9 protein-coding genes are annotated in these 12,616 nt (G+C 68.1%); 4 read left to right on the forward strand and 5 right to left on the reverse strand.

What is annotated here, in order from left to right:
• Positions 1-286 precede the first annotated feature (286 nt).
• The 4 genes from DKM19_RS21690 (at position 287) to DKM19_RS21705 (ending at position 7,419) form a co-directional block, all read left to right on the forward strand.
• The gene (locus tag DKM19_RS21690) at positions 287-1,489 is read left to right on the forward strand and encodes an alginate lyase family protein (protein ID WP_110697857.1); all 1,203 of its coding nucleotides are present in this window, start codon (positions 287-289) and stop codon (positions 1,487-1,489) included.
• Positions 1,490-1,553: 64 nt separating this feature from the next.
• The gene (locus DKM19_RS21695; protein ID WP_110697859.1) at positions 1,554-6,137 is read left to right on the forward strand and encodes a Tat pathway signal protein; all 4,584 of its coding nucleotides are present in this window, start codon (positions 1,554-1,556) and stop codon (positions 6,135-6,137) included.
• Positions 6,138-6,401: 264 nt separating this feature from the next.
• The gene (locus DKM19_RS21700; protein ID WP_239514371.1) at positions 6,402-6,893 is read left to right on the forward strand and encodes a helix-turn-helix domain-containing protein; all 492 of its coding nucleotides are present in this window, start codon (positions 6,402-6,404) and stop codon (positions 6,891-6,893) included.
• A 94-nt stretch (positions 6,894-6,987) separates the two neighbouring features.
• Positions 6,988-7,419, forward strand: a complete 432-nt coding sequence (locus DKM19_RS21705; protein ID WP_239514372.1) for a transposase — start codon at positions 6,988-6,990, stop codon at positions 7,417-7,419.
• An 11-nt stretch (positions 7,420-7,430) separates the two neighbouring features.
• Here DKM19_RS21705 and DKM19_RS21710 read toward each other — a convergent pair whose 3' ends face one another.
• The 5 genes from DKM19_RS21710 to DKM19_RS21730 are packed head-to-tail and all read right to left on the reverse strand — an operon-like array spanning position 7,431 to position 12,613.
• A complete protein-coding gene (locus DKM19_RS21710; RefSeq protein WP_110697860.1) occupies positions 7,431-7,937 on the reverse strand; it encodes a helix-turn-helix domain-containing protein in 507 nt (168 codons plus the stop codon).
• Between the two features lie 16 nt (positions 7,938-7,953).
• On the reverse strand, positions 7,954-8,856 hold the full coding sequence (locus DKM19_RS21715) for a carbohydrate ABC transporter permease (RefSeq protein WP_110697862.1): 903 nt from the start codon (positions 8,854-8,856) through the stop codon (positions 7,954-7,956).
• A complete protein-coding gene (locus DKM19_RS21720) occupies positions 8,853-9,722 on the reverse strand; it encodes a carbohydrate ABC transporter permease (protein WP_110697864.1) in 870 nt (289 codons plus the stop codon). The genes DKM19_RS21715 and DKM19_RS21720 overlap by 4 nt, the downstream gene beginning before the upstream one ends.
• Positions 9,723-9,776: 54 nt before the next feature.
• Positions 9,777-11,108: an ABC transporter substrate-binding protein gene (locus DKM19_RS21725; protein ID WP_162641663.1), complete on the reverse strand. Its 1,332-nt coding sequence runs from the start codon at positions 11,106-11,108 to the stop codon at positions 9,777-9,779.
• Between the two features lie 32 nt (positions 11,109-11,140).
• Positions 11,141-12,613 carry a glycoside hydrolase family 43 protein gene (locus DKM19_RS21730; protein WP_110697867.1) on the reverse strand — a complete coding sequence of 491 codons (1,473 nt, stop codon included), beginning with the start codon at positions 12,611-12,613 and terminating at the stop codon, positions 11,141-11,143.
• Positions 12,614-12,616 lie beyond the last annotated feature (3 nt).

Below are 12,616 nucleotides of genomic sequence, written 5' to 3' on the forward strand. Positions count from 1 at the left end.
GTTGCCTTCCGCTGAAGGTCATAGAAATCGGTCCCACAAAGGCTAGATGCAGTTAGTTCGGACGGACAACAGTCCTGCGGCTCCCGGGTCTACGAAAACTTTCGCGCTCCGCGTCGGCGCCATGCGACCATCGCCTTCCGATGGCCCAAATATCCGTCTGAGCAGGGATTACGTTCTGCTGGACCGGATCGCGCGCATGCATGCGATGACGTTTCATCGGCTCTTGTCGATCACGGTGCGACGCCGTACGGTCCTGGTACCGATTTCTAGCGCGAAAGGAACGATCATGTCTGTGATCCCGAGCCGTCGCGACTTGCTGAAATCCGCTCTCATCGTCGGAGCCGGAACGGTCGTTCTCGGCGGCCAGGTACCTGCCGCAGCCACCCGCCTCGCCTTCGCCCACCCGGGCATGCTGCACACCCAGGCCGACTTCACCCGCATGGCCGCCCGGGTAGCGGCCGGCGTCCAGCCGTACAAGGCCGGGTGGGACCGGCTGATCGCCAACTCCTACGCGCAGAGCGGCTGGACACCGCGTCCGGTGGCCACCGTGGTGCGGGGCGGCACCGGAGAGAACTACCCCCAGCTCTACCGCGACGTCGCGGCCGCCTACCAGAACGCGCTGCGCTGGAAGATCAGCGGCAGCACCGCCCACGGCGACACCGCCCGCGACATCCTGAACGCCTGGTCGGGAACGCTCACCACGATCACCGGCACGTCCGACAAGTATCTGGCCGCCGGCCTGTACGGCTACCAGCTCGCCAACGTCGCCGAGATCATGCGCGGCTACTCCGGATTGGACTTCAACCGGCTGCGCAACATGATGCTCGGCGTGTTCTACCCGATGAACAACGACTTCCTGATCAGGCACAACGGCGCCTGCATCACCCACTACTGGGCCAACTGGGACCTGTGCAACATGGCCTCCGTGCTGGCCATCGGGATCCTCTGCGACGACCAGGCCAAGTTCGACCAGGCGGTCACGTACTTCAAGAACGGCGCGGGCAACGGCGCCATCACCAAGGCGGTGCCGTTCCTGCACCCGGGCGACCTCGCGCAGTTCCAGGAGAGCGGCCGCGACCAGGGGCACGCGATGCTCGGCATCGGCCTGATGGGCACCTTCTGCGAGATGGCCTGGAACCAGGGGCAGGACCTGTACGGATACAGCGGCAACCGCTTCATGCGCGCCGCCGAATACGTCGCCCGCTACAACCTCGGACAGGACGTGCCCTTCACCACCTACAACTGGGGCAGCGGCACCACCTGCGCACCCAACTCCCACACCGCGATCTCCGCGACCGGACGCGGTGGTGACCGGCCGATCTGGGAGGCCCTGCACAACCACTACGCCGTCCGGCGCGGCCTGCCGGTGCCGAACATCACCGCCTACGCCACCAGGGTGCGCCCCGAGGGCGGCGGCGGCCACTACGGCCCGAACAGCGGCGGCTTCGACCACCTCGGCTTCGGCACCCTCACCTGCACCCGCAGCTGATCCTCACTCTTTTCGCATCCCACCCGGGAAAGCGCTTCCCCACGAGAAAGGCGAAAGACCCCTGATGAAGCACATCGGGCTCGGCTCACACCGGCCCAGACGATCGCGGCTGCGCCGGCCAGGCGCGGCCCTCCTGGTCGCCGCACTGGCCGGAGCGCTGTTGGCGGTCCCGGCCCAAGTACCGGCGGCCTCGGCCAGCCAAGCCCGGGCGCAGGTGGCCCGGGCCGCAGACCGGCTGGACGAGATCACGTTCGGGGACACGACCTCGGAGCAGACGCACGCCTTCAGCGGCGAGTCGACCGCGGCGGTGGACGGCTCGAACGGCCAGAAGGCCAGGGTCTCCCGCCCGCTCACCCCGCCCGGATACAACCTGGGCGACCTCACCTTCACCGTGCAGGTCGACCCGAAGCTGCAGAACTACCTGTCGGTCAAGTTCTGGGGCGGCGACGACTCGACGTATAAGTCCGTGGTCATGATCAACGGCGAGTACGTGAGCTACCGCGCCAACGGCGACCATGAGCCGATCAATGTCGGCACCCGGGGCAACGCCCTGCCGGGCCGGTTCTTCTTCAGCACGGCGATGCTGCCCCTGGCCTCGACCAAGGGCAGGACCGAGGCGCGGATCACGCTGCGCACCTATCACCCCACCCTGACCACCAAGTCCACCGAGGAGTCCCGCCGCTTCTACCAGGCGTTCACGCACACCACTGCGAAGGTGACGTCGGTGGACGACACCGGCTACCGGCCCTCCACGCAGGCCGCCGCGAAACTCACCGCGGCGGAGGAGCAGGCGAAGGTGGCGGCGTACCGGGCCAGGCAGATCGCCGACGTCCTGGCGCTGGAGGCACGCGTGGACGCCAACCCGGCTGCCACCATGTCGATCGTCCGCTACCAGGACGAACTGCGCTTCTACGCCGAGTCCCTGCTCATGGACTGGTCGCCGACCACGGACAAGCGCAAGGGCCTGGAGCGGATCTTCGCCTCGATCGACAATTTCACCAGGCAGTACTACGGCGATGTGAAGAGCCTGGGCAACGGCGGCCACCAGTCCGACTGGGGCGGCTACTACGGTGCGCTCGGTGAGGCGCTCTACATCGTCGAGAACCTCATCACCCCGATCTACGGGCGCACGGACTTCGAGCGGTTCCTGCACGAACCGTTTCAGACCGGCACTCAGGACGGCCCGAACAGCATCGCGGGCGCCGACTGGAGCGGCGGCGAGCTGACCCGCGGTGAGGCGTGGGAGCGCGTGCTCAAGGCCAACTTCGACTTCGCCAGGAGCCGCCTGTCCTACATCTACAACCAGATGATGTACACCTACGAGGGTGCGTGGAAGGCGCATGAGGGCCTGCGGGTGATCGGCTCGAAGTTCTACGAGGGCAAGGACCGCAGCAACAAGATCGTCGGTGAGTCGCTCGGCTGGGAGCCCTTCCTGGGCGAGGAAGTGCTGGTCGGCCCCGGCGGCAAGGACCTCGACCTGTACCACTCGCTGTTCCACCACGACCAGACGGCCCAGTACACCGACGACTATCTGCAGATCGTCATGAAGGGTCTGGCCCGGAGCAAGCTCGACCGCAAGGGCAAGGTCGTCAGGCGCACCCCGTACGGGGAGCACTACACCGGCATCACCAAGGACGGTCTGACGCGCGAGAACGGCTACGTCGGCAACTACGGCGAGTCCACCAACTATCTGCCGACCTGGTTCTACCGCACTCTCGGCCACAAGGGCGACGAGAGGCTCAACGACGAGATCCTCAAGCTGTCGTTGCACAACGTCTATGCCCGGGGCCAGACCCGCTACCAGGGCACCGACACGGGCGGAAACCGGATCATGACCATGCAGCAGGTGGTCGACTGGCGCAACAGCGCCTTTCCCGGCAAGACGGCCTACTCAACCGAGGTCGGCACCCCGCAGGCGTTCGCCTACACGGGGCTGGAGAAGTACATGGCCGACAACCCCGACCGCTACCGGGGCAAGCAGTGGGAGCCGTACTGGGAGTACGCGCGCGCGGCCGTCGGCTTCATGCAGCAGCAACTCGCCGACAACCAGTTCTTCCCGTACTTCGACACGGTGGTCTCCAAGCACAAGTACGACCTGCGCCTGACCGAGGAGTACGCCTACGTGACGGCGGCCCGCGCCGGCTACGAGCGCTTCGGCAAGGCGGCGGCCGGCGTGCTGCTGCCGCACACCGACCTGGCCCGATACACCGATGCCGAGTTGGCCGCGCTGGGCGTGGACCGGGCGGCGTTCGACACCGAGTCGGCGTGGACGGACATCGACAACCTGCTGGTCACCGTCAGGGACGGCGACACGCACCTGTACGCGGCGCTCAACGAGCGCAACATCGGCTACACCGGCGCGGGCCGGGTGCACGTGCAGGCTCCGGGCTACGAGCACCTGGCCGAGGTGCAGACGCAGGGCCGGCTGGACAGCCGGGGCTACTACCTGCGCGGCTCGAACTCGGCGCAGCAGATCCTGGCCCATGATTGGACGGCCCCGGCGGGCACGCCGCCGCTGGCCTGGACCGGCGACCTCATGCCGGTCGCGTACCAGCCGGGTGTGGGCACGGTGGTCAGGGACAATTACGCCGAGGACACCCCCTACAGCGGCTACCCGAACCTGATCACCTCCCGTTACGGCCGGTACTTCATGGCGGTCAACACCACCCGCGGCGAGTTCGGCAACAAGCAGTCATTCACCGTGCCGCTTCCCGCCGGGAACTGGGGTGGTGAGGTGGTCGACCTGGTGTCGGGCAAGCCGGTGAAGATCAAGAAGAACGCGGTGTCGGTCGGCCCGGAGAGCGCGGTGGTGCTCAGGCTGGGCGGCGACGCAACCGGCCAGGAGGTTCCCGCCGCCGTGGACGTGGCGGTGGCCACGCCGGGCACCCGCGAGGTCGGCCTGAGCTGGCGGCCCGCGGCGGGCGCGGAGTCGTACACGATCAGCCGCTCCACGCGGGAGGACGGCCCTTACGTCAAGGTCGCCGAGGTGACGGCCACCTCGCACGTGGACGAGGCGCCAGGCGAGGGCACCTACTACTACAAGGTCGCGGCCGGGGCGGGACAACCGTCCAACCCGGTCAGGGCCCGCGTCACCGCGCCGCACACGCGCGAGTTGGCGCGGACCGGCTGGCGCGACGACCTTGTCGGTGCCTCCGCCGGCAAGGCCGCGGTGCACGGCACCGAGATCACACTTTCCGGCGTGAACGGCAAGGGCTTCGGCACCGGTGACGACTCCGTCATCTACCGGCGCTTCGCCGCCGACTCCTACGCCATGGTGAGCAAGCTGGTAGCGGGCAGCGCCGAGGTGCGCGCCGAGGTGCGCGCCGGCGTGGGCGGCGTCATCCTGCGCGACAGCGCCGACCCGGTCGGCCGGTACGTGTGGCTCGGCCTCGACGCCGACGGCAAGCTCGCCATGCGCACCCGCACACTGGACACCCGGGCTGATGCGGGCATGGGTCTGGCGGGCAACAGCAACTCGGGCGGTGTGACCCGCAGCCCCTTCACGGTCGCGCGGTCGGAGCCGCTCAGGCACCTCAAGCTGGTCCGCGCGGCCGGTTCGCAGCAGGTCACCGGCTACGCCTCCGCCGACGGCCGGACGTGGGCGAGCGTCGGCACGCTGGTCGTGCCGATGACGGAGGTGATCCACGCCGGGGTGTCCGCCGCCACGGACGCCACGTTCGCGGGCGTGGCCGTCGAGCGGCGCGACCGCGACGTGGTCACGGCCACGGCGGCGCGCGGCGAGCGCGGGAGCGTGCGCGTGGAGTGGAGCAAGCCGGACGACGCGGTGGCGTTCGACGTCTACCGGACCGCCGACGCCGCGGTGGCCGCGACCGACCCGCTGACGGCGCCGGGCTGGACGAAGGTGGTGCAGGGCTCCCCCGCCTTGGTCTACGACGACCAGATCCTGGCCGGTGAGCTGTTCTACAAGGTCGCGGCCCTCGGATCCGCGTCGGATGCCGTGCGGGTGACGGCGGAGGGCATCACGGCGGCGCTGGAGCGGGCACGGGCGGTCAAGGCCGAGGATTACAGCCAGGCCAGTTTCGCGGCGTTCGACGCCGAGCTCGACGCGGTCGAGGCCGACCCGGACGGCGACGAGGCCGCCCGGATCAAGCGGGTGTACGACGCGTACTCGTTGCTGGTGCCGGTGTTCAAGCACGGGTTCGAGGCGGATGAGCCCGACATCTGGGCGACCGGCGGCTCGGCGCCCGGCGGTTACCAGCGGGTGATCAGCCAGGAGGGAGCGCACAACGGCGCGCGGGGCCTGTTCTTCGCCAGCACGGACACCACCGGCAACGGCGCCTACAACCTCTGGTTCAACAGCCGGAAGGCGGGCGGGATCTCCCCGATCGCGGCCAGGCCGAACACCCGTTACAAGGTGTCGTTCGACTACCGGTTGACGGACTACGTGCCGGGCACGACGGTGGGGGCCTACGCCTTCGTCCGTTCCTTCAAAGGCGGGACCGGCGTGGGCACCGATCAGCGCAACTGGCTACCGGCCGGCGACACACCCGTCGGCACGTGGGCGCGGTTCGAGCGCGAATACACCTCGGTCGACGGTGACATCGACAACCTGGAGCTGACCTTCGGCCTGCGTGGTTCATCGGGCTCGTTCCAGGTGGACGACGTCCGGGTGGAACCGGTCGGATGATACGGATCAGGCCCGGGGGTTTTGCCCTCGGGCCTGATCGGGCTGGCAGATGAGCTAGTGCTGCGTTCCTCAAAGGGTGTTGTGTTGCCCCTGGTCCGGACAGCTGACTAGGGGCATCGTGGATGACAGGAGGTGGTGCTGTCATGCCGAAACTGCTGCACGCCCGCCCGCCCGCCGCGAGATGGCGAGGAGGAACACCAGATCCGCAAACTCTCCGGTGCCCGACACGCTCCTGGCGACTGGATCCAACGCGCTCAGATCGTCGTGCTGAGCTGGGAAGGGATGCGCGGCCCGGTGATCGCCGCCCGGCTGGGCTGCCATCCGGAGACGGTGCGCCGCCGGCTGCGCCGTTTCAACGCCGAGAGCCTCGATGGGCTGGGCGATCGTCGCGGCTCCGGCCGCAGGCCGCGGATCACCCAGGCCGAGCGATCGCAGATCATCGCGCTAGTCAAGACGATGCCTCCAGGGCGGCTGTGCTGGCGGCCCTGGGGAGAGCTGGAGACCGATGACGAGGCCGGGCCCGCGGTGTGGACCCTCGATGCCCTGACCGCCGCCGCCCGTGAGCAGGGGATCGACGTTGCTCGCTCCCAAATCCGCCGGATCCTGCGAGCGGAGGGGGTGAGATGGCGACGCACTCGATCCTGGACCATGAGCACCGACCCCGACTTCGCCGCAAAAGAACGCAGGTCGTCGGCCTGTACACCGACCCGCCGCCCGGCGCGATCGTCGTCTGCGCCGACGAGCTGGGGCTGGTAACCCCACGCACCTTCCCGCCCGCGCCCGCCTGGTCACCCGGTGGCCACCGAATCAAAGCACCGCTGAAATACTTCCGCGGTCCCGACAAACCTGGGTGTACGGCGCGCTGCGCGTCGCCGACGGCACTGCGCTCACCATGACGGCCCGCAACCGCAACAGCGACTGCTACCAGCAGTTCCTGCAACAACTCCAGGACGCCAACCCCGGCAACGGTGACATCTGGGTGATCGCCGACAACCTGTCCAGTCACAACAGCGCCACCACTCGTGCCTGGCTGGCCGAGCATCTGCGGATCCGGCACGCGTTCATCCCCATCGGCGCGTGCTGGATCAACCTGCAAGAGGCGTGGTGGCGCATCTTCCGCCATCACGCCCTGGCCGGGGTGTCCTTCGCCTGCCGCGCTGACATCGACCATGCCACTCGCCTCGCCACCGCCCAACTCAACGCCCGCGCCCGGCCCTGGATCTGGGGACGTTCGCCCCCGGTTCCCAGACGGCTACGTCGACAGTTTTCCTACAGCTTTTGAGGAACGCAGCACTAGAACTCCGGTCCCAGGCAGGGCACCAGAGCGGGGTTTCGGACGGGCGCCCGCTCGACGAGGGAGGCGACGGCGGCCGTACACAGCTCGCCCAGCGGCCGGCGGGAAACATCGATGGTCACCACCGGCAGGTGGTGGTCGGCCAGCCAGGCCTCCTGCATCGGCGTGAGCCGGGCGCCCGCCAGCAGCACACCCGCGCTTCCCCGCCCGGCCACCCGGCCGAGCCAGGCCGGTCCCGGCGTGCACACCACCAGGTCGGCGCGGGCGGCCCGTTCTGCGGCGGCGATGACCTGCCCGGCGTACGGCGCGGTCAGGTCGTCGATGAGCAGGTCGAGCAGCCAATGATTGGGCGGGGTGCGCCGTTGGTAGCCGCGGCGGCGCAGCACGTCCATGACGCGGGCCCTGGTGGGCGTCGAGACGTCCATCCTGCCGTTGATTACCTTGGACACGGTGGACAGCGACACGCCGGCTTCACGGGCGATGACCGTCAACTTCGGCGGGTTCACGGCGCTCCCCCTAAGATCATTTGATGCTGCCCAAGGTGACCCCCGACTGCCAGTAGCGGCGCATCGCGATCATGAAGACCGCGAGTGGGACGGCGGCGAGCAGGGAGCCGGTGAGAACGAGGGCGGTCAGGTCGGTCTCGGCTTCGGTGCGCTGCAGGTTCCAGGCGTACAGGCCGAGGCTGAGGGGCCATTTGTCCTCGCCGCGAAGCATGGTCAGCGGCAGGTAGAAGCTGTTCCAGTTGCTGACGAAGGCGAGCAGGAACACGGTGGCCGCGCCGGTGGTCATCAGCCGGATGACGATCTGGAAGAAGATCCGCAGCTCGCCGGCGCCGTCCATGCGGGCCGCCTCCAGCAGTGCGGGCGGCACGGCGCCGTCGACGTACACCTTCGACAGGTAGACCGAGAAGGGGCTGATGAAGGCGGGCAGCAGCACGGCCCAGACGGTGTCGACCAGGCCGAGCTTGGCGAACAGCAGGTAGAGCGGCAAGGTGAGCATGGCGCCCGGGATGAGGAACGAGCCGATCACCAGGGCCAGGCCGGTGCCTCGGCCGCGGAAGGTGAAGCGGGATAGCGAATAGCCGGCGGCCAGCGAGATCAGTGTGCACACGGCTGCGCCGACACCCGCGTACAGGAAGGAGTTGAGGACCCAGCGCAGGAAGATGCCGTCGTCGTAGGTGAAGACCTGTTCCAGGTTGCGGCCTAGGTTGAACTCGCCGAACCACAGGCCGTTGGTGTAGAGCATGTCGGTCTGGGACTTGGTGGCGGAGACGACCAGCCACCAGATCGGGGCGACGGAGTAGAGCGCGAACAGTCCCAGGCCGAACAGGATGAGCACCTGTGAGGTGCGTGACTGCGTAGCGTCGACGGGCAGCCCGTCGGCCGCCCGCTCCGTTTTTCTCACCGTTACGAGTGCGGTCATGGTTGCTGGGCCCTGTTCGTGACGCGGTAGAAGAGCATGGAGATGACGCCGACGAAGACGGCCAGGATGATCGACAGCGCGGCGGCGTAGTTGTAGTCGTTGCTGTCGAACGCCTCGTAGTAGATCATCATGATCGGGGTGAAGTCCTTGGTGACGACCTCGGGCACCACGTTGCGAAACAGCAGCGGCTCGTTGAAGATCTGCAACATGTGGATGATCGACAACATGCCGGTCAGCACGAGCGCCCCGCGCACGTATGGGATCTTGATGGACAGCGCGACGCGCAGTTCGGAGGCGCCGTCCACCCGGGCTGCGTCGAAGATCTCGCGCGGCACCGACTGCAGCGCGCCGTAGACGATGAGCATGTTGAACCCAGCGCCCACCCAGGTGAGCAGGTTACCCAGGGAGACCCAGATCAGCTCGGAGGCGAAGAAGTTGATCCCGGTCAGGTCGAGGAGCGGGCCCAGGCGGGGGCTGTAGATGTACATCCACATGAGCGCCGCCACGATGCCGGGGATCATGTACGGCACCAGGAACGCCAGCCGGTAGCGATGCGCCACCCGCTTGGTCACCGCGTCCAGGAGCAGCGCCATTGTCAGCGAGAGCGCCAGCATGACCGGGATCTGCACCGCGGCGAACAGAGTCACCCGCAGGACCGCGGCCCAGAACGTCGTGTCGCCCAGGCCGCGGGCGAAGTTGCCGAAACCGGTGAACACCTCCTGGCGTGGGCCGATGCCGAGCCCGGAGGTACGCACGGTGAACAGGCTCTGATAGGCGGCATACAGCAGCGGGATGACGAACAGGCAGGCGAAGCCGATGAAGAACGGTGCGGAAAAGGCCGCACCTTTACGCTGAGTAACAGACATGAATAATTCCCTTGAGGACATGTGGGGAGCCGGGCCCGGCTCCCCACACGGCGATCATCCGACGACCTTGACGCCCTTCTGCTTCAGGTCGTCGACCGTCCACTGCTGCATGTGGGTCAGTACGTCCGCGACCTTCATCTCGCCGTTCATGGCCTTGCCCCACTTGTCGGCCAGTTCCTCGTACATGGCGGTGGAGTTGGGCCCGTACACCCAGTCGGAGGCGAAGTTGTCGGAATCGGCGATGACCTGCTTGCCGGCCTCGGCGTGCTCGCCCCAGAGCTGCTTCGGCAGTACCGCGTCCAAGTAGGGGGCGGGGTCGGTGACGGCCGGGTACCATCCGGAGCCGCCCACCGGGTCGGCCATCGCCGCGACCGGCTTGCTCTCGGTGGCCAGCCAGAGCGCCGCCTCGGCCGCCTTGGCGGTGTCCTTGCACAGTGACGGCACCACCAGCGCGCCCGTGTCGGCGGCCGATACCGGCTCACTCTGGCCCTTGACCAGCAGGTTCGGCCCGGCTTCCCACTTGCCCAGGGAGTCCTTCATGTTGCGCTGGTGGCCGGCCAGCTGCCAGGTCGATACCTGCCTCATCGCGATCTTGCCCTGGTCGTACTCCTGCATCATGGCCGCGTACTCGGCGTAGGAGATCTTCTCGACCAGGTCGTTGTCGAGGAGTTGCTGCATGATGTCCGCCGACCACTTGGACGCCTCGTCGGTGAAGTTGATCTTCCAGGCGTCGCCCTGAATCGTGTACCAGCGGGCGCCCGCCTGCCAGGCCAGCCCCATCATGGTCGAGGGGTCCTCCCCCGCCAGGTTGAAGACGGCGACGCCGTCCTTCTTCAGATGTTTCTTGCCGATGTCGATGAGCTCCTCCCAGGTCGTGGGGTACTTCAGCCCGCGCTCCTCGAAGATCGGCTTGTAGTACATGCTGAACAGCGGGTCGCGCTTGTTCGGCACGCCGTACGCGATCTTGGCCAGGGTCACCGCCTCGACGCCACCGGGGGAGAACTTGGCCGCGTTGCGGCCCACCTCCTGGGTGATGTCCTTGATGACGCCTTCGGACAGCAGCTGGCCGCCGTTGCGGTTGTCGGTCTGGGCGATGCACGGCATCGTCGCCTTGTCGCCGGCCTTGTGGGCATTGCGCAGGTTCTTGACCAGGTCGGCGGCGGGCACCTTGACGTACTTGAGCTGTACGTCCTTGTGCGCGGCGTTGAAGGCGGCGACCGCGGCCTCCGAGCCCTGCTTGTCGGTCCAGTAGTCCAGCGTCACCGTGCCGCCTGCGCCGCCTTGGCCGACCGGCTGGGACGACGTCCCGGTGTCGCTCCCGCATGCGGCCGCGCTGAGACAGGTGGTCAGGGCCGCGGCCACGGCGAGCCATCGTGTGCTTGTCATGAGATCTCCTCGGGGGGTTGTGAGCGTGAACATCACGGGGCCTGGTAAGTCGTGTCGTGGAAGGTGGCCTGGCAGCCCTCGCCCGCGAGGTCCTGCACCCACAGGCCGACGAATGCGCCGGTGAAGCCGAAGGAGCGCACCTGGCCGTCGATGATCTCGTCGGCGTTCTCGTCGGACAGGATCGTGGCGTCCAGCTCCACGGGGACGGCCCGGCCGTCATAGGTGAAGCGCAGGACGGGGCCGTCGAACTCGACGCCGAGCCGGCTCGCCGGCTCCGCGGTGAAGTGCACGGTGCGCACGCCCCGGTCGCTGCCGGTCAGCACCAGCCCGCCGGAGGTGAGCGCGAGGTGGTACCAGTTGCGCGAGTTGTAGTAGGCGCCGATCCCGGCGGACTGGTGCACGCTGTCCGGCTCGAACGTGACGCTCGCCTCGAACCTGCACTTCCTGCTGGTCACGGGGCGGCCGACCAGGCTGGGCGCGCGCAGCCCGTACGGCGACTGCCCGCCCTGGATCGTCAGCCGGCCGCCCTCCTCCGTCAGCCAGTCGGGCGAGGCCGGGCGGCGCAGGGTGCTCCAGTCGCTATCCACGGGTTGCCACCGGTGCGGCGACAGGGCGGGCATGGGCACCTCGACGGCGGGTACGCCCCCGGCCACCCGCGGCCACTCGTCCACCCACTCGACGCTCTGGATCGCGGTCTCCCTGCCCAGCACGCACCGTCCCCTCGTGGTGTAAGGGCGGGCGGCCAGGTGCGCGAGGTACCAGTTGCCGTCCCGGGTTTGGACCAGGCAGCCGTGCCCGGCCTTCTGCAGTTCGAGGTTCGGGTCGTGGCGGGCGGTGAGCATCGGCCCGGCCGGATCGGCCTCGTACGGTCCCTCCAGCGACCGGGACCGCAGCACCGTGACACCGTGGTCGTAGCCGGTGCCGCCCTCGGCCACCATCAGGTAGTACCAGCCGCCGATCCGGTACAGATGCGGGCCCTCGGTGACGTGCCGGTTCTCCAGGATGAGTCGTGGCTTCCCGCCGGCGAGCGGCTGGATCTCGATTCCGGCGAACCCGTGTCCGGGGCGGGAGTCGAAGACCATGTTGAGCAGGTACGTGCTGCCGTCCTCATCGTGAAAGAGCGCGGCGTCGAACCCGCGTCCCGGCAGCCTGACCGGATCGGACCAGGGTCCGTCGATGGAGGGCGCGGTGATCAGGTAGTTCGTGATGTCCTTGAAACCGTGGGCGTAGTTGTCCATCACCCCGTACACCAGGTGGAACAGCCCGTTCGCGTGGGTGAGGTCAGGCGCCCAGACCCCGCCGGAATCGGGCACACCCGTCAGGTCGAGCAGCCGGCGGTCGGTCAGGATGCCGCCCAAGGACCGCCAGTTGACCAGATCACGCGAGTGGTGCACGCGCACGCCTGGATACCACTCGAACGTCGAGGTGGCCAGGTAGTAGTCGTCGCCGGCCCGCAGGATCGACGGATCGGGGTGGAAGCCGGGAAGGATGGGATTGCGGATCATGAC

Origin of the sequence: Streptosporangium sp. 'caverna' (assembly GCF_003203775.1) — a bacterium.
Classification (GTDB): domain Bacteria; phylum Actinomycetota; class Actinomycetes; order Streptosporangiales; family Streptosporangiaceae; genus Streptosporangium; species Streptosporangium subroseum.